The organism is Amycolatopsis thermalba (assembly GCF_023376025.1).
Classification (GTDB): domain Bacteria; phylum Actinomycetota; class Actinomycetes; order Mycobacteriales; family Pseudonocardiaceae; genus Amycolatopsis_E; species Amycolatopsis_E thermalba.
Genome location: NZ_CP091196.1, coordinates 7,023,744 through 7,049,778 on the forward strand (window position 1 = coordinate 7,023,744; position 26,035 = coordinate 7,049,778).

The window sequence follows — 26,035 nt, forward strand, 5'->3', positions numbered from 1 at the left end:
AGTCCCACCGCGAGCGCGGGTCGCAGCAGCAGCCCCGGCACCAACGCCGACGGCCGCCCCGGCTTCCAAGCCCGAGCCGGTATCGAGACCGCCCCGCGCTCCAGCGCCTAGCCCAGCCCGCGCAGCGGCACCAGCACGAGCGTCGGCCGCAGGGGCGACCCCGGGGCCGGCCTCAAAACCAGCCCGCGAACCGGCACCCGCGCCGGCCTCAGCACCGCTCCGCGCACCAGCGCCACTCCGCGCGCCAACCCGCGAACCCGCGCCGGCCTCAACCCCGCTCCGCACCGAAGCCGTCCGCCCCACACCGGGCGTCGTCCGGACGGGGGTGCGTACCGGCAGCACCACCGGCTTCTTCGTCAGCACGAACCGCGCCGGCGAGTCGATCCCCTCGCGGTCGGTGCCCTGGTGCAGCCGGTCCCACGCGTCGGCCCCGGGGCGGCCCGCCCCCTGCGAAAGTCCCCGCATCAGCGCACGCCACCCTGGAGCTGGCTGCGCAGCTCCGGCGTCATCTGCATCCCGACCCGGTCCACCAGCAGCGTCATCTCGTACGCGACCGTCCCGATGTCCGAGTTCGGCGCCGCCAGCACGGCCAGGCTCGACCCGTCGCTGATCCCCATCAGGAACAGGTACCCGCGCTCCATCTCGACCACCGTCTGGTTCACGAAGCCCGCTTCGAAGCACCGCGCGGCACCGGAGGTGAGGCTCACCAGCCCGGACGCGACCGCGGCCAGCTGGTCGGCCCGGTCCTTGGGCAGCCCCTCCGACCCGGCCAGCAACAGACCGTCGGCGGAGACGACCACGGCGTGTGCCGCGCCGGGGACCCGTCGCACGAAGTCGGTGATCAGCCAGCCGAAGCCGAAGCCGCTCGACTGCTGTGCCGATGCCGTCATGTGCCTCCTCACCGGTCGAGCCTGTTTTGCGATTATTCCGACCAGGGTATTGCCGAACCCGGCCCTGGTGGCCTGCCGTGCGGGGTGATCTCACATCGATTCACCCTTCCGGCGGCACGGTTACCCGATCACCCCGGTTGTAACGCGCGGTCCCGGTTGATCGCGTGCTCCACGACCGTGATCAGCACCTGCTTGGCCGACTCCTTCTCCCGCGCGTCGCAGGCGATGATCGGCACCGACTCGGAGATCGTCAGCGCGTGGCGGACGTCCTCGATCTGGTGGTGCAGCAGCCGGTCGAAGCAGTTGATCGCCACGATGTAGGGCAGCTTCCGGTTCTCGAAGAAGTCGATCGAGGGGAAGGCGTCCGCCAGCCGCCGGGTGTCGACCAGCACGACCGCGCCGATCGCCCCCACCGCGAGGTCGTCCCACATGAACCAGAACCGGTGCTGCCCCGGGGTGCCGAAGACGTAGAGCACGAGGTCGTCGCCGAGCGAGAGCCGGCCGAAGTCCATCGCGACCGTCGTCGTCACCTTGTTCGGGGTGGCGGTCGTGTCGTCCACCGACACGCTGGCCTCGGTCATCACCGCCTCGGTGGTCAGCGGATCGATCTCCGAGACCGCGCCGACCAGGGTCGTCTTGCCCGCACCGAAGCCGCCGGCGACCACGATCTTGGCCGACTGCGTCGGTCCCGTCGCGGCCGACGTGTTCGCGTCGGAGTCAAATTCTCCGAAGCCCACTGAGCACCCTCTCCATGAACTCGATACTGGGACGATCGCCGACGACCGACGTCGTGGAATGGACCAGGACCAGGCCGAGATCGACGGCGTCGCCGATCAGCACCCGCGCGACCCCCAGCGGCATGCGCAGGTACGCCGCCACCTCGGCCACGGAGCGCGTGTCCAGGCACAGGCCGCAGATGGACCGGTGCTCGGGCACCCGCACCCGGTCGAGCATCCGTCCCCGCTCGCTGGTCGAGACGAGTGCTTCGATCGCCAGATCGTAGCTGGGACGTGTCCGCCCGCGCGTCCGGAAGTACGGCCGGACCAGACCGGAGGTCTCCTCCGCCGCCACCGGCGCCGGGACCGGCGGGAAGCTGGGGTGGCTCTCCGCGGCGGGTCCGGACGGCAGCTGACCGGCCGGGGCCAGCGGCCCGCCCGAGTCGCCGAACAGGTCCGCCGCGGGACCGGACATGAGCCGGTCGCCGGAGATCTCCGGGTATTCGGTCGCCCCGTAGCCCGGTGGCTCGGGGTCGCTCAGGGTACTGGACCGCTTCTCGCCCGCCGCCGCCCGGCGCAGGCGCCAGGCGCGGTCGACCTTGGCCCGGAACGTGGTCCAGTCCTCGGTCCGCGCCGCCTGCGCCTCGTCCGGCCAGGCGGTTTCGGCGTCGTCGTCCAGCCGTCCCGAGCCCACGCCCGTCGGCTGCCCACCGTCCACTGCAGTCCCTCTCGTGCCCGGCGCGCTCAACCGCGCGCGGCTCCTTGGAGCTGTGCCCGCATCTCGGGTGTCATCTGCTGACCGACCCGATCCACCAGAAGCGTCATCTCATACACCACGAGGCCGATGTCACTGTCGGGCGACCCCAGAACCGCCAGGCAGGAGCCGTCCGACACGGACATGAGGAACAGGAAGCCGTTGGCCATCTCGACCACCGTCTGCGCCACGGGCCCGCCCTCGAACACCTTCGACGCGCCCCGCGCCAGGCTGGTCAGCCCCGACGCCACCGCGGCCAGCTGGTCCGCGCGGTCCTTCGGCAGCCCCCGCGACGCGGCCAGCAGCAGCCCGTCCGCCGACACCACGACCGCGTGCGCCGCACCGGGTACCCGGTGCACGAAGTCCGTGATCAGCCACGCGAAGCCGTTCCTCGGCGCCTGCGGCGTGAAACCTCCCGGCTGCAGCGATCCCGCCCGTGTCACTCCTCACTCCTCACTGCCTCGTCCGGCGGGGTGGTTCCCCCGCCACTCACCGGGTCGCCCTGGTCAGAGGGGCCCGGCGTGTTCTCCTGCAGCGCGTGACGGCCACTGACGTAGCCGCGCTGGAAGCTCGCCATCCGTTCGCGCGCCGCCTCGGCGGAGCGGGCCAGTGCGCCCTGCCCCGGCCGCCCGACGGTGGTGTCGGTGAAGGCATCGGGCTCGCCCACCGGGATCGATCCGGGGACGAGGTGCGCGTTGGGCACCCGCTTCGGCAGTCCGGCCGGAGTGATCTCCTCCTCCCGCGACTCGAGCAGGGATTGCGCCGCGCGCCAGCCCTCATCGGACACACTGTGCCAAAGATCGGCGTTTTTGTCGTCGGCCTCCGGTGCTTCCTCGGCGGCGGGTGCGGGTTCCTCCTCCAGGTCGCCGCTCACCGAGGCGGGGTCCTCCCCCTCCGCACTGAACCACCTCGACACAACCGACTGGTAGATCGGCAGCCGCTTGGTGGGCACGTCGTCGTCGAAGATGCTCTCGGTGACCGGCGGCGGCTCCTCGGCCGGCTGCTCGGTGACCGGCACGTACTGCGGCTCGCGCTGGGGCAGGGCCAGTGAGCCGAAGTGGTTCGGCGGCTCCTCGTGGGGCGGGGCGGAGCCGTTCGACGACGGTTCCTCGGCCCGCGGCTTGCCCCGGCTGAGGTAGGCCGCGTCGGACGAGCCGGCGACCAGGTCGTCGAGGCTGATCGGCTGGTCCAGCGGTTGCAGCACACCGGTCGGAGCCTGGTCCTGGTCCGGCCGCCGGGCGGGCTCGCGGCGCGCCAGGTTCGACGGCGTGCGCTGCGCCGGCACCGGAGGCAGGTTCGGCGACGACGTCTCGGCCGGCCGCGGCAGCGGCTCCGGCGCGACCGGGCCGAGCAGGTCCGGCGGCACGACGACACGGGCGATCACCCCGCCGTCGATGTCCTCGTTCTCCCGCAGCCGCACCTCGATGCCCTGCCGCTGGGCCAGTCGCGCGACCACGTACAGGCCCATCCGGCGGGTCACCGACACGTCCAGGTCCGGCGGGTCGGCGAGGCGCCTGTTGGCCTCGGCGATCTGCTCGGGCGACATGCCGACACCGCGGTCGGTGATCTGCACGGCGAGCGCCTTCTTGCGGGTCACCACGGCCCGGACGCTGACCTTGGTCTCCGGCTCGGAGAAGTAGGTGGCGTTGTCGAGCAGCTCGGCGAGCAGGTGCACCAGGTCGTGCACGGACGGGCCGCGGACGGCGACCTCGGGGATCGCGCCGACGTCGACCCGCGCGTACTGCTCGATCTCGGACACCGCCGCGCCGATCACGTCCGCGGCGGAGACCGGTTTGGGCATCGACTTGCTCAGGCCCGCGCCGGAGAGCACCAGCAGGCTCTCGCCGTTGCGGCGCAGCCGGGTCGCCAGGTGGTCCAGCTCGAACAGGCTGGCGAGATGGTCGGGGTCCTGCTCGTCGGCCTCCAGCACGTCGATCACCGCGAGCTGGCGCTCGACCAGGCGCTGCGACCGGCGCGAGAGGTTGACGAAGATGCCGTTGACGTTCTCGCGCAGCAGGGCCTGCTCGGCGGCGAGGCGCACGGCCTGGCCGTGCACCACGTCGAAGGAACGGGCGACCTGCCCGATCTCCTCGGTGGTGTGGACCGGCACCGGCTCGATCGCCTTGGCGGCGGCCGCGGCCGGGTCGGCCTCGCGCATGATCCGCTCGACCGCGTCCGGCAGGTGCACCTCGGCGACCTGCAGCGCGGTCGAGCGCAGCGTGCGCAGCGGCCGGATCAGGGAGCGGGCCACCACGTACATCAGCGTGAGCACGATCAGCAGCCCGGCGAGGATGATCGCGATCGTGATCAGCAGGTTCTGCTGCTGGACGCTGATCAGGCCGTCGGTGTAGGTGGCGGCGTCGGCGAGCAGCCGGTTCTGCACCTGGCTGATCAGGTTGAGCGTGTCCGACGAGGACTGCGCCACCGCGGCCGGGTCGATGGCCAGCGCGAGCGGCGGGTTCGCCTGGGCGCGCAGCAACGCCAGCTGCTGCAGGGTGAACCGCTGCGAGACCTGGGGGCCGGACAGCGTGGTCGAGTAGTCCAGCTGGGCCTGCGGGGTGGCGACGGCGTTGAACCGGTCGATCGCGGCGACCAGGTTCGACTGCGCGGTCGTGAGGTTCTTCAGCTCGGCCGGGTCGAACTTGCCGCGGATCGCGGCGCTGCGCAGGTAGGAGTTCTGCTGGGCGGAGTACTCCTTGGCGTCGGCGAGGAAGCCGAGCGCCTCGTGGCGGTCCTGCAGGCCCTGGTCGGTGACGTCGGCGTCGAACTCGTCGGCGATCAGCTGCAGCGCGTCGATGACGCCGGTGTAGCCGGCCTGGGCAGCCAGGCTCGGGAAGTCCGCGGCACCGGCCGAGGACCGCAGCTGGCTCAGGCCGTCGAGGCGCGCGAGGCCCTGCTGGTAGCGAGCGGACGTGGCCTGGTCGCTGATCGCGGAGACCTCGCTGACGGCGCCGCGCACGGTGTCGGCGGCGGTCTCGGCGGTTCGGATCGCGTTGTCCAGTTCGGTCCGGGCGGCCGGGCGGCCGGAGGCGATCCACGCCGACATCGCGTCCCGCTCGCGTTGCAGCGCGTCGACCTCGGCGGCGACCTTCTGGCTGAGGTCGATGCGTTGCTCGGCGTGCTGGTAGACGGTCATCGTCTCGAAGCTGTCGTACACGCGCAGGCCGGCCAGGGACAGCGCGGCGGCGGTCGGCACGGCGACCACCGCGGCGATCTTGGCGTTGACGCGCCAGTTCGCGAGACCACGGACCCGACGTCCGCGCTCACCACCGGTCGATGCTCCGATCGCGTTGTCCTGCGCACTGACGTCGTTACTCTGTGCGACAGGCGACTCCGCCGGGGACACTGCCTTGCGACCGCGCTCCCCGCTCGTGGGCTGGGGCACCGAGGACTTCCTTCCCGGTTCGAGCTGTCCAGTTTCCGCGTTTCCGCACTCGGGTCCCACGCCATGAGAACCAGGACGTGAATGGTTAACACGGGGCCACCCGATTGGGGGTAGAGGCTATCGGCTGCCGGAAGGAAAGGGAAGCCGGGCAGATGGCTCTCACCACGAACTTTGCCCCTCACTCCGGTGACGAATTCTCACCAACTGTCTCAGTGACACTGCGAATGCACATCACGCAGCGTGCACCGCCGGAGGCCGGGCGGGCTGTTATCTATCTCACTATCCGGAGGCTGGGACGAGGCTGTGACAGGCGGCCGGTGAATGTCCCACTAACCCCGGCGCGAGCTCACAAGGACTTGACGCGAGCGTTGGACCTGCACAATCCTGCGCCTTGACTCGTGATCTACTCCCACCCGTTCGGGTACCCCTTGCGTCACTGAGAGTAGATAGCGGCGACAGGCTCCACGTCCAGGAGGGATCCGGCCACACCATGACGGCTTCGATACGGCGACGGCGCCTCGCGGCCCTGCTCACAGCGGTCGCGCTCGGCGCGGTGACCGCGTGCACCTCGAGCGGGGGCGCGGTACCACCGACCAGCGGGACCGCGGACCAGGAGCAGAGCCTCCTCGATCGGGCGCCCGTCGCGTCCGACGCGGACCTCGCGACCAGCCCGACGGCGCAGGCGATCAAACAACGCGGGCAGATCCTCATCGGCAGCCAGCTGGACACCCCGCTGCTGTCCCAGCAGAACCCGACGACCGGGCAGACCGAGGGGTTCGACGCGATCCTCGGCCGGCTGCTGGCGAAGTACATCCTGGGCCAGCCGAACGTCAAGATCGTCAATTCCACGTCGCAGATCCGCGAGGCGTTGCTGCAGAACAACACCGTCGACGTGGTCCTGCACACCTATTCGATCACTCCGGTGCGGGCGGAAAAGGTGTCCTTCGCCGGGCCGTACTTCGTGTCGGGGCCGGCGATCATGGCGCGCAAGGGCGATTCCACCGTGACCAAGCCGCAGGACCTGAAGGGCAAGCGGGTGCTGGCGGTGACGAACTCGACCGGGGCGGCGCTGGTCGAGCAGTACGAGCCCGCGCAGGTGATCACGCTGAGCACGAACTCGGAGTGCGTGACGGCGCTGGAGCAGGGGCGCGGCGACGTGTACGTGAACGACCTGACGCAGCTGGCCGGGAACGCGCAGACGAACGACAAGGTGCAGATCAACAGCGGGACGTTGGGTCAGGACCCGTACGGCATCGGGATCCACCACGGCGACGAGACGTTCAAGCGGTTCATCAACGCGTGGCTGGAGAAGATCCAGGCGGCGGGGCTGTGGCAGGAGGCGTACAAGCAGACGCTGGGGACGGTCATCCCGGGGGACGCGCCGGTCCCGCCCAAGACGGGTTCCGTCCCGGGATCGTGACCGGCTGGGGCGGTTACCTCGGGGAATTCGCCGAGGGCGCGCTGAACACGGTGTTGCTGACCGTGTTCAGCGCGGCGGGCGCGATCGTGCTCGCGGTCGTCATCACGGCATTCCGGATTTGCCCGGTTCGCCCGTTGCGCGCGTTCGGGACCGGCTATGTCGAGCTGTTCCAGAACATTCCGCTCGCCGTGTGGCTGGTGCTGTTCGTATTCGGCCTGCCGACGGTGGGGATCAAGTTCGGCCTGTTCACGACCGCCCTGCTCGCGACGGCGCTGTACATGGCTTCGTATTACGCGGAAACGCTGCGGGCGGGCGTGAACGGCGTGGAGGCCGGCCAGGCGGAGGCGGCGCGGGCGCTGGGGCTCGGTTTCGGACAGTCACTGTGGGCGGTGGTGCTGCCGCAGGCGCTGCGCACGATCATCCAGCCGCTCGGAAACGTGACCATCCAGCTGCTGATGAACACGGCCCTCGCCGCGGCGGTCGGTGTGGTGGAGCTGACGGAGGCGACGAACCGGGTGAACCTCGCCCTGGCGGAGCCGCTGCCGCTGTACATCGGGGCGGGCGTCTGTTACGCCGTGCTGGCGCTGCTGATCTCCACGGGAGCCGCCGTACTGGACCGAAAGCTGGCGGTACCCCGATGAGGGCGGGATGCTTGAGCGGGACTGGGGGCATCGGTCGCCTTCTGGCGGCCATTGCTGCACGACCGGGCAACCATCACGGCGCGACTGGCACAACCGCTGGTGCACGAGCGGCCCAGCCGCAGGCGCACCACCGGGCCAACCGTCGCGGCACCACCGACCCAACCGTCACCATACGAGCGCCCCAACCACCGCTGCACCACTGGCCCAACCGCTGCGGCACCACCGACCCAACCGTCACCATACGAGCGCCCCAACCACCGCTGCACCACTGGCCCAACCGCTGCGGCACCACCGACCCAACCGTCGCCATACAAGCGGCCCCAACGGCGGCGCACCACTGGCCCAACCGTCGCTGCGCGAATGGCCCAGCCGCCGCCACACAGCCAGCCAGCCCTGGCGGTACCGCTGGCAAAGCCATCGCCCCACCACGTATTGCCGCACAACGGCCCCGGTTATCCCTGCACCACTGGCCCAACCACTGCTACACCGCTGCGCCAGTCGTCGCCACGCCACCTGCCCAGCCATCGCCGCACGAGTGGACCAATCATCGCCGCGCCAGTGGCCCAACCACTGCTGCACCACCGGCCGCTGTCACCGCACGGGCGGCTCAACCGTCACCACGCGAGCGCCCCAGCCATCGCGGCACCACTGGCCCAGCCACCACGGCACGACTGGCCCAGCCATCACCGCATGACTGGCCCACCGATCGCCTCACGACCGGCCCAGCCATCACCGCATGACTGGCCCACCGATCGCCTCACGACCGGCCCAGCCATCACCGCACGAGCGGCCCAACGATCGCCACACCACCAGCCCAACCACCATCGCACCACCAGACCAACCACCACCGGCCCAGCCGCCATCCCATGAGCCGTCCAACCGTCGCCCTGCGAGAGGGACTCTCGTGCTGACTCAGGCAGTTCGCGCATGACCTCCGTTCTCTTCGACAGCCCCGGTCCGCGCGCCCGGCGGCGGATCCGCATCGCCACCGTCGTCGCGACGGTGGCCGGCCTCGTGCTCCTCGCGTTGGCCGTGCGGCAGTTCGCGATCAACGGGGAGCTGTCCGCGGACCGCTGGGCGCCCTACGGCTCCTGGCCGATGTGGCGCTACCTGCTCGGCGGCCTCGGCGGCACGGCCCTCGCCGCGGTGCTGGCTGTCGTGATCGCGATGGTCGCCGGGCTCGTGCTCGCGTTCGGGCGGATCTCGCGGCACCTCGCCGCCCGCGCGCCGGCCCGGGCGTACGTCGAGGTCGTCCGGGTCGTCCCGTTGCTCCTGCTCATCTACTTCGCGATGTTCGCGCTGCCGCGGTACGGCGTGGACCTGCCACTGCTCTGGAAACTCGTCCTCCCGATCGCGGTGTCCCGCGCCGCCCAGTTCGCCGAGATCTTCCGCAGCGGCTTCCGCTCGCTCGAAGCCGGCCAAGGCGAGGCCGCCGCCGCGCTCGGGATGCGCCCCTACCAGTCGATGCGGTACGTGATCTTCCCGCAGGCCATCCGCCGCGTGGTGCCGGCGCTGATCAGCCAGACCGCGGGCGTCGTGAAGGACACCTCGCTCGGGATCGTCGTCAGCTACGCCGAACTCCTGCAGAGCGGCAAGGTCCTCGCCGGCTACAACCGGCTCCTGATCCAGACCTACCTGGTCATCGCGCTGCTCTACTTCTTGATCAACTACGCGCTGTCCCGCCTGGCCCGCGCGATCGACGCCCGCCAGCGGCTCGCCGGGATCGAACCGGTCAGCCCTCGGAACCCCGCGCGTCGCGGGCTCGGGCGAATCCGTTCTGCAGCCGCGACATCCGGTGGCGGACCTCGTGGGGATCGAGTGAGAGCGTAGGCGTGTCGAACGACTCCGGCCGTCGCCGCACCTGCTGCGGGAAGTTCGGCGGATTCCCGTCGACCGCCGCGTCGTCGTCCGCCGACGGCCACTCCGGCTCCGCCGGCCAGTCCGGCTCCTCCGCCGCCGAGCGGCGACTGACCGGCCAGTGCTCACCCGTCGTGAACCACCGCGACAGCACCGCCTGGTAGGCGGGCATCCGCTCGGTCGGCTCCTCGTCCTCCGGCGGGAAGGCGTCGTTGTCCGAGGTCGGCCAGTCGACCCGGCCCTCCTGTTCGACCGGCGTGCGGGCCGGTTCGTCCCGCACGACCGGGATCGAGACCGTGTCGTCCGGCTCGGGCTCCGGCGCGGGCGCCGGCTCCGCCAGCGGGATCGGCTTGAGCGACGGCAGCGCGACCGGCACCGGAGGCGGCTCCGGCGCGGGTGGCGTGACCGGGGCGGGAAGCGGTTCCGGCACCGGTGCGACGTTCTCGATCACCAGCCGGGCCGGGACGACGACCGTCGCGACCAGCCCGCCACCGTCCGCGGAGCGCAGCCGCACCTGGATGTCGTGGCGCTTCGCGAGCGTGGCGACCACGAACAGGCCCATCCGCCGCGACACCTCGACGTCCACCTCGGGCGGATTCGCCAACCGCTTGTTGGCGCGGTCGATCTCCGGCTGCGGCATCCCGGCGCCCTGGTCGGTGATGTGCACGTGCCAGGCACCGTCCTCGGCGAGCGAGCTGACCACGGTCACCGTCTTGTCCGACGGCGAGTAGAGCGTGGCGTTCTCCAGCAGCTCGGAAATGACGTGCACCAGGTCGTTGCACGCCTCGCCGCGGATCGCGATCTCCGGCATCGCGGTCAGCTCGATGCGCTGGTAGTGCTCGACCTCGGACAGCGCCGCGCCGATGATCTCCTCGGCGGCGACCGGTTCGGCCTTCTCGTCACCGAAGTCGTGCCCGGACAGCACGAGCAGGTTCTCGCTGTTGCGGCGCATCCGCGTGGCCAGGTGGTCGAGCTCGAACAGGCCGCCGAGGGTCTCCGGGTCCTGCTCGTCGGCCTCCATCCGGTCCAGCACGGACAGCTGGCGTTCGACCAGGTTCTGGCTGCGCTTGGACAGGTTGACGAACATCGCGTTGATGTTCTCCCGCAGCAGGGCCTGCTCACCGGCCAGCCGCACCGCTTGCCCGTGCACCGCGTCGAACGCGCGGGCCACCTGTCCGACCTCCTCGCGGGTGAACACCGGCACGGGCGCCACGCCGCGGTGCGCGGTCATGAAATCGGGATGCGGGTCGGCGAGGATCTCGTCCACCGCCGCGGGCAGGCGGTGCTCGGCGACGTCGAACGCGGTGTTGCGCAGGATCCGCAGCGGCCGCAGCAGCGAGCGGCCGATGACCACGGCGAGCACCGCGCACAGCAGCAGAGCGCCGAAGACCACCGCGGCGTTGACGATCGCGGAGCGGCGCGCGTCGGTGGCGAGCGCGTCGCACCGCTGCTGCGTCCGCACCTGCAGCGTCTGCTGGAACTGGTAGGTGAGGTCGATGGTCCCGGTGATCGCCTGGTCCCACTGGCGTGAGTCGAGGCCGGACAGGCTCTGCCCGTTCTCCGTCCTGGTGATCGCGAGTTCGAACACCGAATTCGCCGTCTGCACCGCCGGGCCCGCCACGGTCTGCTCGTGGGCGCGCTGCTCCGGCGGGGTGGCGAACTTCCGGTAGTCGTTCTGCGCGGCCGCGAGCTGGGCGTCCGCGCCGAGGAGCTTCCGCAGCCGGTCGTCGGACACCTCGCCCTCCGCGAACGCCTGGCCGAGCACCGCCCGTTTGACCGACATCTGGTCCTTCACGCGGGCGAGCGCGTTGGCGGCCAGCCGCAGCCGCGCGACCTCCGCGTCCGCGATCTCGGCGACGGCCTGGTCGGACAGGTCGAGAACCCCGGAGATGAGGTCGCTGTAGGAGGTCAGGATCGAATCGGCCGACGAGTTCGAGAACTCACCCGAATAGCGCAGTCCCGGCAGGGAGTCGAGCCGGGACTGGGCTTCCGTCAGCTCCTCGGCGCTCGCCGTGGACAGCAGCGACTGCTGGGCGGCGAGTTCCCGGGCGAACGCGCCGGCGGCCTGGTCCACCCGGGTGCGCTGGTCGCGCACCTCGTTCAGCCCGTTCCGGCGGTGCCCGGCGACGTACCGCACGGTCAGGTCCCGCTCGCGCTGCAGTTCGTTGACCACCGCGTTGACGCCCGCGTCGACGCGCGCGTGCGCGGCGAGCTCGGCCAGCTGTTCGGCGTGCCGCAGGTTGGCGCGCACGTGCAGGGTGATGAGCGCCAGCACGGTCAGCATCGGGATGAGCAGGACGGCGATCAGCTTCGTGCGCAGCCGCCAGTTCCTCAACCGCCACCGGCTGCCTGCACGGGTGTCCGGTCGCCGGTCCAGCGCCTCACCGCTCTCGGGACGCTTGTGCCGCCGGGCCACCTGACTTCCTTCTCTAGCCGTCTTGCCGGACTCGGATCGGCACCGGCTGGGTCACCAACCCCGGAGAGGGTAGCGACCGCGGACACGCGCCCCGCCCGCACTAACCGTGATGCGGTCCGTCGGCGATCGTATTGGCCCCGGACCGCGGCTTCTACCCGCTGGCCGAAATCTTTCGCTGGGCAAGACGCCCGGCACTCCGCGTGGCGTTCCGCGCTGTGGTGTTCGCCACGGCCTACGACGCGCCAAGCTCGCCGAAGCCGCCGTCCAGCAGCCCGAACGCCACTTCCGCCGCCGCCCTGGCCTGCTGAAACACCTCGTCCGCGGAGCGTCCGGCCGCGACCGACCGGTGGTTCTCGCGGGCGAGGGTCCACAGCACCGCGACGATCGCGGACGCGGCCACCTGCGCCTCCCCGCGCGCCACCGCGGCGGTCTCCGTGAGGGCCTCCGCCAGAGCCTCCTCGGCCGTCTGGTTGAACTCCAGCATCCGCGCGACCAGGGCCGGCGTGGCGAAGATCATCCGGTACAGCGCGAGGATCTCCGGGGCGTCGTTGAGGCCGGTGATGGGGTCCCGCCGGTCGAGTCCGTCGAGGAAGTGATCGCGGATCGCCACCAGCGGCGTCCGGCCGTCCGGCCGGTTCCGCACCACGCGGGCGCTCTCCGTCTCGTGGTCGGCGAAGCGGTGGACGACCAGGGACTCCTTCGTCGGGAAGTAGGCGAACAGCGTGCGCCGCGACACCTCGGCCACTTCGGCGACCTGCGCGACGGACACCTGGTCGAACCCGTGCGCGAGGAACAGGTCGATCGCGGCGTTCGAGATCGCCTCGCGCGTGCGCTGCTTCTTCCGTTCGCGGAGCCCGGCCGGTTCGGTCACGAATCCAGGCTAGCAATCTCCTTTCACTCGGTAGTACTCTGCACTCAGTCTACTTTTGCACTCGGAGGACTTGTGCACACCGATGTCATCATCGCCGGAGCCGGCCCCACCGGCCTCGCCCTCGCCCACGAACTCGCGCTGGCCGGAGTCCGGACCGTGGTCGTCGAACCGCTGACCGAACGCGTCGAGCAGACCAAGGGCGGGACGATCCAGCCACGCACCGCGGAGCTGCTCGAACAGCGCGGCCTGCTCGAGGCCATGCAGGACCGGGCGCACGAACGCGCACCGGTCGGCGGCCACTTCGCCACCCTGCCGGTCCCGCTCGACTACTCGTCCTGGCCGACCCGGCACCCCTACCCCCTCTCGATCCGTCAGGACCTCGTGGAAGAGGTCCTCGAACTAGCGGCCCTCGCCCGCGGCGCGGAACTACGCCGCGGACGTCCGGTCACCGGCGTCGCACAGGACGCCGATGGCGTCACCGTCACCGCGGCCGACGACACCCTCCGCGCCCGGTACCTGGTCGCCTGCGACGGCGCACACAGCACCGTGCGCAAGCTGCTCGGCCTGCCCTTTCCCGGCCGGCCGGGCACCTTCCAAGCCGTGCTGGCCGAAATCCGGCTCGCCTCGGTGTCCGCGCTCGTGCCCGAGCGAGCCGGACACATCAGCGGCCTGACCCGCCACGCCAACGGCTACTGGTCGATGCTCGTGCCGGTCGGCGGTGACCGGTACCGCCTCACGTTCAGCCTCGAAGAGCAGGACCAGCACCAGGACCAGGGCCCGGTGGCGGAGAGCGAGACCGCCGACGCGCTCACCGCGGTGTACGGCTCGGACACCCGGCTGGCCCACGTCCTCGCCGCGTCCCGGTGGAGCGACGCGACCCGGCAACTGGAGCGGTACCGGCACGGCCGGATCCTCTTCTCGGGGGACGCGGCGCACATCCACCCGCCGCTCGGCGGCCAGGGCCTGAACCTCGGCGTGCAGGACGCCGTCAACCTCGGCTGGAAGCTGGCGGCGGCCGTGCACGGCTGGGCTCCGGGTGACCTACTGGACACCTATCAGGAGGAACGGCATCCCGCGGCCGCCCGGGTGTTGCACCACACCTCGGCGCAACGCGTGCTCGCCGCGCCGAAACCGTCCGAAGACGTCGCCGCGCTGCGCGACATCTTCGTCGACCTCCTGCGTCTCCCCGACACCAACCACTACCTGGCCGGCATGATGTCCGGTTTGGACGCCTCCGGCCGCGTGCCCGACGCCGAACTGCTCACCGGCGACGGGACCACCCGCCTGTCGGCACTCCTGCGCTCCGGACGCGGCCTGCTGCTCGACCTCACCGGCGACCACCCACTGCCGCCGGGCTGGTCCGACCGCGTCGACCGCGTCCAGGCCAAACCGGACCACCAGCTCACCGAGTCCGCCCTGCTCATCCGGCCGGACGGGTACCGGTGCTGGTCCCCCGGCGGCGGGCCTCTGGGCGCCGCGCTGACCCGCTGGTTCGGCGCCCCCGCGGACGACCAGCACGGCTCGGCCGCCCGCAACGCCGTATAAAGGAGTACGTGACCGATGGCCCGTTGATCGTCCAATCCGACAAGACCGTGCTGCTCGAAGTCGACCACCCGATGGCCGACGACGCCCGGATCGCGATCGCCCCGTTCGCCGAACTGGAACGGGCCCCCGAGCACGTGCACACCTACCGCGTGACGCCGCTCGCGTTGTGGAACGCCCGCGCGGCGGGCCACGACGCCGAGCAGGTCGTCGACGCCCTGACCACCTACTCGCGCTTCCCGGTGCCGCAGCCGTTGCTGATCGACATCGTCGACACGATGGCGCGTTTCGGGCGGCTGCAGATCACCAACAACCCCGCGCACGGCCTGGTCATGACCACGACCGACCGGGCCGTGCTGGAAGAGGTGCTGCGCAACAAGAAGATCAGCCCGATGCTGGGCACCCGCATCGACGACGACACCGTCCTCGTGCACCCCTCCGAGCGGGGCCGGCTCAAGCAGGCCCTGCTCAAGGTGGGCTGGCCCGCGGAGGACCTGGCCGGCTACGTCGACGGCGAGGCGCACCCGATGCAGCTGGCCGAGACCGGCTGGGGACTGCGCGACTACCAGCGGCAGGCCGCCGAGGCGTTCTGGGCAGGCGGTTCCGGCGTGGTCGTGCTGCCCTGCGGAGCGGGCAAGACGCTCGTCGGCGCGGCGGCCATGGCGCGCGCGCAGGCCACCACCCTCATCCTGGTCACCAACACCGTCGCCGGGCGCCAGTGGAAGCGTGAACTGGTGGCGCGCACCTCCCTGACCGAGGACGAGATCGGTGAGTACTCCGGCGAGAAGAAGGAGATCAGGCCGGTCACCATCGCGACCTACCAGGTGATCACGCGCAAGTCCAAGGGCGAGTACAAGCACCTGGAGCTGTTCGACTCGCGCGACTGGGGCCTGATCGTCTACGACGAGGTGCACCTGCTGCCCGCGCCCGTGTTCCGGATGACGGCGGACCTGCAGTCCCGGCGCCGGCTCGGCCTGACCGCGACGCTGGTGCGCGAGGACGGCCGCGAGGGCGACGTCTTCTCGCTCATCGGACCCAAGCGGTACGACGCGCCGTGGCGCGACATCGAGGCGCAGGGCTGGATCGCACCCGCCGAGTGCATCGAGGTGCGGGTGACCCTCACCGACAACGAGCGCCTGCTGTACGCCACGGCCGAATCCGAGGACAAGTACAAGCTCGCGGCCACCGCCCGCACGAAGATCACGGTCGTCAAGTCCATTCTGGACAAACACCCGGGCGACCAGACGCTGGTGATCGGCGCGTACCTGGACCAGCTCGAGGAACTCGGCGCGGAGCTGGACGCGCCGGTGATCCAGGGCTCCACGCGGAACAAGGAACGCGAGGCGCTGTTCGACGCCTTCCGTCGCGGTGAGATCGACAAGCTCGTGGTGTCGAAGGTCGCGAACTTCTCGATCGACCTGCCGGAGGCGACCGTCGCCATCCAGGTGTCGGGCACGTTCGGCTCCCGGCAGGAGGAGGCGCAGCGCCTGGGCCGGCTGCTCCGGCCGAAGGCCGACGGCAGGCAGGCGCACTTCTACTCGGTGGTCTCGCGCGACACGCTGGACACCGAGTACGCCGCGCACCGGCAGCGGTTCCTCGCCGAACAGGGCTACGCGTACACGATCCACGACGCGGACGCCTACCTGTAGCGCGGCGTCGCGGAGCCTGCGCGGCAGCGTGGTGCGGAGTCGCCGCGTTGCGGCCGCGTGGTGGCCCGCCGCGCGCGACAGGCGAAGCCGGCGGAGGAACGTGGAACACCTGCTTGGTGACGTGGGGAGAAACGGCCTTCGCCCTGGCGTTCCTCGCCGCGGTCGTGTCGCCGCTTCGTCGCCCTCAGGTGCGACACCCGGACGCAGTCCGGCGGCCACCCACTGAGCCGTCGCGCGGACGACGCGTAGGCACAGCACGAGCGCGGGTTTCCCGGTACGTGCCTTGAGTAGGGGTCGTCGTCGTGGCGCGCCCACTGGGATGAGGTCGTCAACCGCGCGTTCGACCACCGCGTGGACAAGGCAAAGGCGACGCACGAAAGCAGCACGCCCGCACCTCAGCCTCCGCAGGCGTGAGCTTCCCACCGGCCTTTCTCGCCGCCGTGGCAATGCCCCGCCGTGACCGCCACCCGGGTGCGCGATGCGCGGTCCCGCAACCGCACGGTGGATCACCGCGCCGACGAGGCATAGTCGCCGCACTAGCGTGGAATCCCCGGTGCGTGGTGTGGGCAGGCGTGGTCTTCGTCGTCGTGGTGGTTCTCGCTGCGGCCATGGTGACACTGCGTCGTGCCCGTCGTTCAGGCGCGGCGGAGGCGCGCCGCCTGTCGCGGGCATGCTCGTGGACCGGCTTCGTGCTGGCAGCGGTACCCAGCACGACCTGGCTGGTCCTGTGGCTCTCCGGCGGTGAGCCGAAGGCGCTGATCGGTCTCGCCGGGCTGGTGTTGTCGGCGGCTCCGGTGCTCGCCGGATACCGGTGGCCGCGTCTGGTCGTGCCGTCATTGGTCCTGTGCCTCCTGGCTTCGATCGGGATGGCTCTCGCCTGGCAGCACCTGTACGTGTTGCTGCCGCTCGCGTTGACGTTGACGGGGGCCTGGCTGCTGGCCCTCGCCCTGCACGTGCGGTCCAGTACTCACGCAGGTGCGGGCGAAACCCCAGTTCAACGGCGGGATACGACCCGCTCATGACCGAAGCTACCACGAATCTCGAACACCCGTTCGACCGATCGGGTGAAGTGGCGAAAACTGATCCTCGGGCTCCGAAACTGTCGTACCCTCGAACTACTGTTCGACCTCATCGAAGCAGTCCATCCCGAGGAGGTCTCGTGACCACCGCCGCCACACCCGAGGAAAGCCTCGTCGCCGAGGCCCTCACCAGCATCGATCTGCCGCCCGGCCGCTGGATCGGGCAGATGTGGGTCTCCGACGACCCGTTGGCCGACCCCGGCCTGTACCGCGCCTGCGTCGCCGGGTTCGACCGGTCCGGGTTGTGGCCCGTGCTGATCCCGCACGACCCGCGCTTCGCCGCGAACGGCGAGGACTGGCTGACCGACCGCCGCCGCCTCGCGCCCGCCGTCCACCGCGTCGGCGACGTCGACGCCGGGGCGACGCTCGCCCGCTGGTGGGATCCCTTCTGCTGCCCGAACGGCACCGGCTGCCTGCGCCCGTACGGCGCCACCTTCCCCGGGCTCGCGAAGAAGTCCCAGCTGCGGGTGGATCCGCTCGCCGAGGCCGGCAACACCGGTTCCATCCTCGTCCGGCGCGCGCCCTACCGCCTGGGGCTGGTGCCGGTCGAGCGGCCCGCCGACGTCCCCGCCACGCTCGGCTGGACCGGGATGATCAAGTCGACGGACGAGGTCGCCGCGGTGTCCGCGGTCCTGCGCAGCTGGGAGGACCGGTTCGGGGCGACGCTCATCGTGCTCGGCTTCGACGAACTGGAACTCTCGGTTGCGGCGCCGCCCCGCAACCAGGGCCGGTCGCTCATCCTCGCCGCCGAGCACCGCGCGTTCAGCCTGCGCAGCTTCTCCGGACAGCCGGGCACCCTCCGCGAGTACGCCGCGGGCCTGGTGCACCGGCGGCACTGGAGGTTCTCCTGGGACTGACGGAACGGTTGAGGAGGTCACCATCGCCGAAATCCGGGTGGGCACCTCGGGCTGGCGGTACCCGCCGTGGCGGGGCACGTTCTACCCGAAGGGCCTGGCGCAGCGCCGCGAGCTGGAGTACATCTCGCGGCAGGTGAACTCCGTGGAGATCAACGGCTCGTTCTACTCGCTCCAGCGGCCGGAGCGGTACCGGGCCTGGGCGGAGCAGACGCCTGACGACTTCGTGTTCGCCGTGAAGGGCGGTCGCTTCATCACCCACATGAAGCGCCTGACCGACACGGAGACACCGCTGGCGAACTTCTTCGCCTCGGGGGTGCTGGCACTGGGCCACAAGCTCGGGCCGATCCTCTGGCAGCTGCCGGCGAACTTCGCGTTCGAACCCGACCGGTTCGCGGAGTTCTTCGCGACCCTGCCCGGCGACACCCGGGCGGCCGCGGAGCTGGCCCGCAAACACGACGACAAACTGAAGGGAGAGGCCCACACCGAAGCCGGCCCGAACCGGCGACTGCGCTACGCGCTCGAACCCAGGCACCCGAGTTTTCACTCGGACGAGTGCCAGAAGCTGTTGCGGGACAACAACATCGCCTTGGTGGCGGCCGATTCGGCCGGTACCTGGCCGAGTTTCGAGGAGGTGACCGCGGACTTCGTCTACGTCCGCCTGCACGGCGACGAGGAACTCTACGCGAGTGGCTACACCGACGAGGCCCTGGAGCGCTGGGCCGGCAAGATCCGCCGCTGGCGGCGCGCCGGCGGCAAGAAAACGCGTGACGTGTACGTCTACTTCGACAACGACATCAAGGTGAAGGCGCCCGGCGACGCCATCTCGCTCGCGACCCGGCTGGGGGTCACGAGCCGCCCGATCGACCTGCCGTCCTGACAAGTCGACCGGGCGTCCTGAAGACGGGTCAGGCGCTCTTCGCCTGGGCGCGGTGCTTGCCCTCCGCGAACTCCTCGACGAGCTTGCGGCAGAAGGCGGGCAGGTCGTCCGGCTTGCGGCTGGTGACGAAACCGGAGTCGGTCACGACCTCCTCGTCCACCCACTCGGCGCCGGCGTTGCGCAGGTCGGTCTGCAGGCTCGGCCAGGAGGTCATCCGGCGGCCGCGCACCACGTCGGCCTCGATCAAGGTCCACGGCGCGTGGCAGATCGCCGCGACGGGCTTCTGCTGCGAGAAGAACCCGCGGACGAAGCGGACGGCGTCGGGGACGGTGCGGAGGAAGTCCGGGTTCGCCACGCCGCCCGGCAGGACCAGCGCGTCGAAGTCGTCCGGGGAGACGTCGGTGACGACCTTGTCGACCGGGAACGTGTCGGCCTTGTCGAGGTGGTTGAACGCCTGGATGCGGCCCGGCGAAGTGGACACCAGCTCCGGCTGGCCGCCCGCGTCCTGGACCGCCTTCCACGGCTCGGTCAGTTCGACCTGCTCGGTGCCCTCGGGCGCGACGACGAAGGCCACTCGCTTACCGGAGAGTGTGTTCGCCACGATTGCACTCCTTCCGTTCAGGGGATTCAGCGCTGAACTACCCGTGTCCCGGCGGGCGCGAAACATGCGGACGTACGATGAGAACGAGCCGATCGGGTGGCAGCCGGAGGGTTCGATGACGAGCACGACGCCCGGCGAAAGCCCTGGCCACGGCCCTCATTTCGTGCAGGCCGTCGGCCGGGCGTTCGCGATCCTGCGGTGCTTCGGCGCGGACCGCCCGGCGCTGTCGGCGGGCGCGGCGGCGAAACTGACGGGCCTGGACCGGGCCACCGCGCGACGGTTGCTGCTCACGCTCGCGGACCTGGGGTACGTGCGCTACGACGGGCAGGTGTTCCGGCTCACGCCGCGGACCCTGGACCTGGGTTACGCGTACCTGTCCGGGCTCGCGCTGCCCGAGATCGCGCACCCGCACCTGCACGACCTGGCGCACAAGCTGAACGAGACGGCGTCGTTGACCGTGCTCGATCGGGGTGACGTGGTGTACCTGGCCGTGGTGCCCGGGCACCGGCACGCTCCGCCGACCCTCACCGTCGGTGCTCGCCGGCCCGCGCACACCACGTCGAGCGGGCAGGTCCTGCTCGCCGCGTTGCCGAAGGACGAGCTCACGCGACGGCTCGGCGCGCTCGAGGACGTCGCCGGACTGCCGAAGGAGATCGAGCAGGTCCGGGAGCGCGGGTGGGCGATGGCGGAACACGACCTCGAGGGCGACCTGCGGGCGATCGCGGCTCCGGTGCGGCACCGGCGTGGGCGGGTGATCGCCGCGGTGAACGCGTCGGTGCACCCGGACCGGCTCGGGCACGGGCTGGTCGAGCGGGACTACGTGCCCGAGTTGCTGCGCGCGGCGTGGTCGATCGAGGCGGAGCTGGCGAACCTGCCCGAGGAGTGAGCGGTCGCCGGGCGGAGGCTGTGCAGCCGCTGAAGCCCAGTCGCTGGCCGTGGCCGGACATCGGCCGAGGCTGTCCGGCCGACCGGAGCTGGACGCCGGCCCGAAGCGGATCGGCCGCCGCAACTCGCCGATGGCGGAAGCTGGCCGGCAGCCGTGCTGGAACGGGCCGGAGCCGGGCATCGGTCGCAGCTGACCGGCCGTCCCGGGCCGGATGGTGGCTGGAGCCGAACGGCCGTCCCGGGCCGGACTCAGTCGAAGCTGATCCAGGACTTGCCGGCCACCGACTGGACCGATGCGAACGCCTGCGCGGCCTCTTCCAGCGGGAACCGTGCCTGCAGCACCTTGCCCGGCCGGACCTCGTCGCGGTTGAGCAGGTTCACCGTCGTCTCGAAGTCGACCGGGTGGTCGTAGATGAGCGAGCCCTTGAGGGTGTGCTGGCGGTAGACCAGGTCAGCGGTGGTCAGCTCAAGCGGGCGCGAGTTGATGCCCACGAGCAGGGCAGTGCCGCCGCGGCGGAGGTGCTCCAGTCCGGCGCGCAGGGCCTGCGGGACGCCGGACGTCTCGAAGACGAGGTCGAACTCGCCGTCGACGGTGGTTTCGGCGCCGAACGAGTGGGCCAGCTCGGCGCGTCCCTCGTGCGGTTCCTGGACCGCGACCGTCGTGCCGAGCGCCCGCAGCGCGAGGCACAGCAGCAAGCCCTGCGAGCCCGCCCCGACCACGAGCACCCGCTGACCGGGCTCGACGCCGGAACGCCGGATCGCCGACCGCGCGACGGTCAGCGCCTCGGTGCAGACGAGGTCCTCCAGGCCGACCGTCTCCGCCGCCGGCCAGGCGAACTCGGCCGGGACCGCGACGTACTCGGCCAGCAGACCCGGGTGGTTCATGCCCACGATGACCCGCTCGGTGCAGGCGGAGGTGAACCCGCTGGTGCACGCCGCGCACCGGCCGCAGCAGTAGTTGGGCTCGATCGCGACCTGCTGGCCGACCGCGCGGTCCGCGACGTCCGCCCCGACGGCCACGATCTCGCCGACGCCTTCGTGACCCATCAGCCAGGGCCGCTCGGGCACCTCCCGCGCACCGCGGTAGACGCCGAGGTCCGACCCGCACAGCCCGAGCCCCCGCATACGCACGAGCACCTCGCGCGGCCCGATCTCGGGTTCCGGCAGGTCGACGAGCCGCATCACCTCGGGCTCGGCCAGCACTACGGCCTTCATTCGCTACCTCCACATGTCCGCACCTCGCATGCTAACCGCTAATTAACCGTTTAGTCCATTAGCGGTGAGGTGCTGGGCGGCCGGGAGGGGTCGCGCGACAGCGGGCCGAGGAGTGCCGCCGGGGGGAAGCCAGCAGATGGGACCGCGACCGGCAGCGGTGGGCGCACCGAGGGCGCAGCTACCAAGACGACTGTCACCGAGGCGAGAACCCTTGAGCAGCCGCCCGAAGTGGATGGGGTAGCGCAGCACGCACATGTGGCCCCAATGACACGGCCACCCGGGGTGAGCACCCAAGCGTGGCCACCCGGGCTGAGTGGAGTCGCCGGCCCTGCGAGACCGAGCGCGCAGCCATCAAGACGAAAGTCACCAGCGTAAGAACCCAGGCGTGACCGCCCGGCCTGGGTGGCGTGGCCGGTCGTGCGAGGATGGCTGCGTGGATGAGCCCCTGGTCTACGCGATCCCCCTGCGGAATCGGTTTCGCGGGGTCACCGTGCGTGAAGGGGTTCTGCTGCGCGGCCCCGCGGGGTGGGGTGAGTTCTGCCCGTTCGCCGATTACGACGATCGTGAGAGTGCGCCTTGGCTCGCGGCTGCCGTCGAGGCGAGTCATCGGGGGTGGCCGGCGCCCGTGCGTGCTCGGGTCGAGGTGAACACCACCGTACCCGTCGTGGGGGCCGATGCGGCTCACGACATGGTCGCCAGGTCGGGGTGCCGGACCGCGAAGGTGAAGGTCGCCGATCCGCGGACGTCCATTGTGGAAGACTGCGAACGGGTCGCGGCGGTGCGGGACGCACTCGGGCCGCGGGGGGCGATCCGCGTGGACGCCAACGCGGCCTGGGATGTCGACACCGCGACGAAAGCCATCCGCGAGCTGGATCGCGCCGCGGGCGGGCTCGAATACGTCGAGCAGCCGTGCCCCTCGATCGACGAGCTGGCGGCCGTGCGCCGCAAGACCGATGTGCGCATCGCGGCGGACGAGTCGATCCGGCGGGCCGAGGATCCGCTCCGGGTGGCCGTTGCGAACGCCGCCGACATCGCCGTGATCAAGGTGGCGCCCCTCGGCGGCGTGCGGCGGGCGCTGGAGGTCGCGGAGGCCGCCGGGTTGCCGTGCGTCGTCTCATCCGCGGTGGAGACCAGCGTCGGGCTCGCGGCGGGGCTCGCGCTCGCCGGGGCGCTGCCGGAGCTGGACTTCGCGTGCGGGCTGGGCACGATGTCCCTGCTCACCAAGGACACAGCCAGCCACTCACTGACCCCTGTGGACGGTTACCTGCCCGTCCTGCGGCAAGCCCCCGAACCCGACCTCGCGCACGAAACCGCCGCCGACGAGGCCACCACGCAGGCCTGGCTCGACCGGCTCCGGCGAGTCGAGGGCTGCGGCGAAGCGAAGGCCTAATACCCGCGAGGCCAGTTTGGCAAGAAGGCACCGGATTCCCGATCTTGACGAAATCCGCGGTATCCATTGGATCACGCCACGCGGTACGCTCTGATTCCAGTTCACCTGGGGACGAGCACGATGACGGAATCGAGCGAACTGACGCACGCGGAGATCGTCGAAGAACTCAGCCGGGGAATCGATCGATACGACGTCGAACTCCGGAGCTGTTATCACCCCGACGCCGTTGACATCCACGACATCTACAACGGTGGCCTGGAAGGCTTCATCGAGCTGGCTCACCAATTCCGCAACCCGAACTCGGACTTCGGAATCATGCGGCACATCCTCACCAACTCCTTGATCGAGCGCACCGGGGATGTCGCGCACGTGGAGTCCTACTTGTACAACCCACTGGTGCCACGGGATCCACTGGGCGATAGCGCATCGCCGGCTGGTGTTCGACTATTCCAGGATGGAAGCGCCCACCACGAAATCGTGGAATGCCTGGCAGGTCGAGAAACCGCTGCTGGGTCAGCCGAACCAGGACGATCCTTCGTACGATCCGGCGCAGGACTAGGCCACCGCTTCATCGGCGTCCGCCGACGCCGATGAAGCTCGTACCGGCAAGGCGTCGAATGCCGCAGGTGGCTCACGCCAGGGATCCGCACCGCCGGCCCGCGCCGCGCGCCACACGCGCTGCGGCGTCAACGGCATGTCGATATGCCGGACGCCCAGGTGGGCCAGCGCGTCGATCACCGCGTTCTGCACCGCGGGGGTCGAACCGACCGTGGCCGACTCGCCGATTCCCTTGGCGCCCAACGGGTTCCGGTCGGTCAGCGTCTCCGTGTTGCTGACCTCCAGCGCCGGCACGTCGGCCGCCGACGGCAGGTGGTAGTCGGCGAACGTGGCGGTCACCGGGTTGCCGTCCTCGTCGTAGGACACCTGCTCCCACAGCGCCTGCGCGATCCCCTGCACCGCACCGCCGTGCTGCTGCCCACGCACGATCATCGGGTTCAGCACGCGCCCGCAGTCGTCCACCGCGATGTGCCGCAACGGTTTCACGAAGCCGGTTTCGACGTCCACCTCGACCACCGACACGTGTGCCCCGAAGGGGAACGTCGCCCCGTCCGGTTTGAAGTCCGTCGTCTCCAGCAGCGGGCGCCCGTCCGCCGAAGCCACCTCGGCCAGCTCCGCCCACCCGATCGTCGCCTGGGGAACGCCCGCCACGCCGAGCCCGCCGTCGGTCAGCACGATGTCATCCACGCCCGCCTCCAGCCGCGACGCGGCCAGCTCCCGAGCCCGCGACAGCACCAGATCCGCCGCCTGCCGCACCGCGCTGCCACCGACCTGCAGCGACCGCGAACCACCGGTCCCACCGCCACGGGGCACCGCGGCCGTGTCCGACTGCACGAACTCGACCGACTCCAGCGGAATCCCCAGCGCGTCGGCCACCAGCATCGAGAACGACGTCGCGTGGCCCTGGCCGTGCCCGGACGTGCCGACCTTGATCCCCGCCGTCCCGTCCGCCCGGATCTCCACCGACGCGAACTCCCCGCTGCCGCCACCGGTGATCTCGACGTACGCGCTCACGCCGATCCCCAGCAGCCGCGACTCGCCCGCCGCGATGCGCCGCTTCTGCTCGGCCCGCAGCTCGTCGTAACCAGCGACCTGCAGCGCCGTGCGCAACGGCAGGTCGTAGTCGCCGCTGTCGTAGCTCGCGCCGCTGAACGTCGTGTACGGGAACTCGTCCGGGCGCAGGAAGTTGCGCCGCCGGATCTCCGCCGGGTCCACGCCCAGCTCGGCCGCGGCCAGGTCCATCAGCCGCTCCAGCATCGCGGTCGCCTCCGGACGGCCGGCACCGCGGAACGCGCCCACCGGCGCGGTGTTGGTCAGCGCCGCGATCGCCGCGTAGCTGATCTCCGGGATCCGGTACACGCCCTGCGCCATCGTCCGCGTCGGACCGAGCGCGAGCCCACCGCCGAACCCGGCGTACGCCCCCGCGTCCCCGACGACCCGGCACCGCAGGCCGACGATCGTCCCGTCGCGGCGCAGCCCCAGCTCGCCGTACTGCACCTGCGCCCGGCCCTGCGGCGCGGCCTGCAGGTTCTCCGACCGGGTCTCCGTCCACTTCGCCGGACGCCCGAACCGCCGCGCGGCCTCGATCACCACCGCGTGCTCGGCCGTGACCCCGACCTTGCCGCCGAACGCGCCACCGACGTGCGGCGCCACCACGCGGATCCGGTCGGCGTCGTAGCCGAACAGCTTGGCGGCCGCGGCCCGGAAGCCGTGCGGCATCTGCGTCGACACGTAGACCGTCAGGTCGAATTCGTCGTCGGCGGGCAGCGCGACGATCGCGTTGCCCTCCATCGGCGCCACCGCCAGGCGCTGGTTCTCGATGCGCGCCCGCACCACGACGTCCGCGCCGTCGAGGACCTCCTCGCCCGGGGCGTCGCGTTCGCCGGCCGCGATGTTCGAGCCGAGCTCGGGGAACTGCAGCGGTGCGCCGTCGTCCAGCGCCCGCTCGGGATCCACCGCGGCGGGCAGCGGCTCGTAGTCCACGTCGACCAGTTCGAGCGCGTCCGCCGCGGCCGTCGCGCTTTCCGCGACCACCGCGGCCACCGGTTCCCCGGCGAAGCGCACCCGGTCGGACGCCAGCGCGTACCGCTTCGCCCGCGGGTTCAGGTCCAGGAACACCGGCAGCTCGGCCAGGTCCAGGTCCGCGGCGGTGAGCACCGCGATCACCCCCGGGGCCGCGGCCGCCGCGGCGGTGTCGATGCCGTTGATCAGCGCGTGCGCGAACGGCGACCGGACGAACGCGACATGACAGACGCCGTCGAACTTCAGGTTGTCGACGAAGGTTCCACGACCACGCACCAGATCCGGGTCTTCGACCCGCCGGACCTCGGTACCGAGCAACGATCCCGCCATGTGATCGACCTTATCCGCCCCCGGGCACCCCGGCCCAGGTTTTCCGGGTGCGCTCCGGGTTCGTCCCCGATGTGCGGCCG

The 26,035-nt window shown here is 71.0% G+C and carries 21 protein-coding genes; 11 read left to right on the plus strand and 10 right to left on the minus strand.

Annotation, left to right across the window (positions count from 1 at the left end; all coding sequences use genetic code 11):
* Positions 1-464: 464 nt before the first annotated feature.
* The 5 genes from L1857_RS34020 to L1857_RS34040 form a co-directional block, all read right to left on the minus strand.
* Positions 465-890: a roadblock/LC7 domain-containing protein gene (locus L1857_RS34020; RefSeq protein WP_094005770.1), complete on the minus strand. Its 426-nt coding sequence runs from the start codon at positions 888-890 to the stop codon at positions 465-467.
* Between the two features lie 128 nt (positions 891-1,018).
* Positions 1,019-1,627 carry a GTP-binding protein gene (locus L1857_RS34025; protein WP_116111324.1) on the minus strand — a complete coding sequence of 203 codons (609 nt, stop codon included), beginning with the start codon at positions 1,625-1,627 and terminating at the stop codon, positions 1,019-1,021.
* Positions 1,608-2,324 carry a DUF742 domain-containing protein gene (locus L1857_RS34030; RefSeq protein WP_116111323.1) on the minus strand — a complete coding sequence of 239 codons (717 nt, stop codon included), beginning with the start codon at positions 2,322-2,324 and terminating at the stop codon, positions 1,608-1,610. Before L1857_RS34030 ends, L1857_RS34025 begins: the two co-directional genes overlap by 20 nt.
* A gap of 26 nt (positions 2,325-2,350) precedes the next feature.
* A complete protein-coding gene (locus tag L1857_RS34035) occupies positions 2,351-2,803 on the minus strand; it encodes a roadblock/LC7 domain-containing protein (RefSeq protein WP_249467272.1) in 453 nt (150 codons plus the stop codon).
* Positions 2,800-5,706: a sensor histidine kinase gene (locus L1857_RS34040; RefSeq protein WP_429728461.1), complete on the minus strand. Its 2,907-nt coding sequence runs from the start codon at positions 5,704-5,706 to the stop codon at positions 2,800-2,802. Before L1857_RS34040 ends, L1857_RS34035 begins: the two co-directional genes overlap by 4 nt.
* Positions 5,707-6,235: 529 nt before the next feature.
* Between L1857_RS34040 and L1857_RS34045 the strand changes: the two genes are divergently transcribed.
* The 3 genes from L1857_RS34045 to L1857_RS34055 all read left to right on the plus strand — a co-directional run bounded on the left by L1857_RS34045 (position 6,236) and on the right by L1857_RS34055 (position 9,636).
* Complete coding sequence (locus L1857_RS34045; protein WP_116111320.1) at positions 6,236-7,165, plus strand: glutamate ABC transporter substrate-binding protein; 930 nt, start codon at positions 6,236-6,238, stop codon at positions 7,163-7,165.
* A complete protein-coding gene (locus L1857_RS34050) occupies positions 7,162-7,806 on the plus strand; it encodes an amino acid ABC transporter permease (RefSeq protein ID WP_116111319.1) in 645 nt (214 codons plus the stop codon). Before L1857_RS34045 ends, L1857_RS34050 begins: the two co-directional genes overlap by 4 nt.
* A gap of 927 nt (positions 7,807-8,733) precedes the next feature.
* On the plus strand, positions 8,734-9,636 hold the full coding sequence (locus L1857_RS34055; protein ID WP_249467279.1) for an amino acid ABC transporter permease: 903 nt from the start codon (positions 8,734-8,736) through the stop codon (positions 9,634-9,636).
* On the opposite strand, the gene L1857_RS34060 is transcribed toward L1857_RS34055, so the two are convergent.
* Complete coding sequence (locus L1857_RS34060; RefSeq protein WP_116111317.1) at positions 9,539-12,079, minus strand: sensor histidine kinase; 2,541 nt, start codon at positions 12,077-12,079, stop codon at positions 9,539-9,541. The genes L1857_RS34055 and L1857_RS34060 overlap by 98 nt on opposite strands.
* 232 nt (positions 12,080-12,311) lie before the next feature.
* Complete coding sequence (locus L1857_RS34065) at positions 12,312-12,950, minus strand: TetR/AcrR family transcriptional regulator (RefSeq protein WP_116111316.1); 639 nt, start codon at positions 12,948-12,950, stop codon at positions 12,312-12,314.
* Positions 12,951-13,022: 72 nt separating this feature from the next.
* Between L1857_RS34065 and L1857_RS34070 the strand changes: the two genes are divergently transcribed.
* The 5 genes from L1857_RS34070 (at position 13,023) to L1857_RS34090 (ending at position 18,954) form a co-directional block, all read left to right on the plus strand.
* The gene (locus L1857_RS34070) at positions 13,023-14,495 is read left to right on the plus strand and encodes an FAD-dependent monooxygenase (RefSeq protein ID WP_116111315.1); all 1,473 of its coding nucleotides are present in this window, start codon (positions 13,023-13,025) and stop codon (positions 14,493-14,495) included.
* 8 nt (positions 14,496-14,503) lie between these two features.
* Positions 14,504-16,141: a DNA repair helicase XPB gene (locus L1857_RS34075; protein ID WP_116111314.1), complete on the plus strand. Its 1,638-nt coding sequence runs from the start codon at positions 14,504-14,506 to the stop codon at positions 16,139-16,141.
* 572 nt (positions 16,142-16,713) lie between these two features.
* Positions 16,714-17,163 (plus strand): hypothetical protein, encoded by a 450-nt coding sequence (locus L1857_RS34080; RefSeq protein ID WP_116111350.1) that lies wholly within the window; start codon positions 16,714-16,716, stop codon positions 17,161-17,163.
* Positions 17,164-17,300: 137 nt separating this feature from the next.
* Positions 17,301-18,077, plus strand: coding sequence for a DUF4253 domain-containing protein (locus tag L1857_RS34085; protein WP_094005758.1), 777 nt, complete (start codon positions 17,301-17,303; stop codon positions 18,075-18,077).
* A 37-nt stretch (positions 18,078-18,114) separates the two neighbouring features.
* Positions 18,115-18,954, plus strand: a complete 840-nt coding sequence (locus L1857_RS34090; protein WP_094005757.1) for a DUF72 domain-containing protein — start codon at positions 18,115-18,117, stop codon at positions 18,952-18,954.
* A gap of 28 nt (positions 18,955-18,982) precedes the next feature.
* Here the strand turns inward: L1857_RS34090 and L1857_RS34095 are convergent, their stop codons facing one another.
* Positions 18,983-19,555, minus strand: coding sequence for a type 1 glutamine amidotransferase domain-containing protein (locus L1857_RS34095; RefSeq protein ID WP_198958240.1), 573 nt, complete (start codon positions 19,553-19,555; stop codon positions 18,983-18,985).
* Positions 19,556-19,619: 64 nt separating this feature from the next.
* Between L1857_RS34095 and L1857_RS34100 the strand changes: the two genes are divergently transcribed.
* The gene (locus L1857_RS34100) at positions 19,620-20,441 is read left to right on the plus strand and encodes an IclR family transcriptional regulator domain-containing protein (RefSeq protein WP_116111312.1); all 822 of its coding nucleotides are present in this window, start codon (positions 19,620-19,622) and stop codon (positions 20,439-20,441) included.
* Between the two features lie 248 nt (positions 20,442-20,689).
* Here the strand turns inward: L1857_RS34100 and L1857_RS34105 are convergent, their stop codons facing one another.
* Complete coding sequence (locus tag L1857_RS34105) at positions 20,690-21,655, minus strand: zinc-dependent alcohol dehydrogenase (RefSeq protein ID WP_116111311.1); 966 nt, start codon at positions 21,653-21,655, stop codon at positions 20,690-20,692.
* Positions 21,656-22,088: 433 nt separating this feature from the next.
* Here L1857_RS34105 and L1857_RS34110 point away from each other — a divergent pair, with 433 nt between their 5' ends.
* Both L1857_RS34110 and L1857_RS34115 read left to right on the plus strand, forming a co-directional pair.
* Complete coding sequence (locus L1857_RS34110) at positions 22,089-23,045, plus strand: o-succinylbenzoate synthase (protein ID WP_249467540.1); 957 nt, start codon at positions 22,089-22,091, stop codon at positions 23,043-23,045.
* A gap of 120 nt (positions 23,046-23,165) precedes the next feature.
* Positions 23,166-23,639, plus strand: coding sequence for a nuclear transport factor 2 family protein (locus L1857_RS34115; protein WP_116111310.1), 474 nt, complete (start codon positions 23,166-23,168; stop codon positions 23,637-23,639).
* On the opposite strand, the gene L1857_RS34120 is transcribed toward L1857_RS34115, so the two are convergent.
* Positions 23,601-25,955: a xanthine dehydrogenase family protein molybdopterin-binding subunit gene (locus L1857_RS34120; RefSeq protein ID WP_116111309.1), complete on the minus strand. Its 2,355-nt coding sequence runs from the start codon at positions 25,953-25,955 to the stop codon at positions 23,601-23,603. The genes L1857_RS34115 and L1857_RS34120 overlap by 39 nt on opposite strands.
* Between the last annotated feature and the right edge of the window lie 80 nt (positions 25,956-26,035).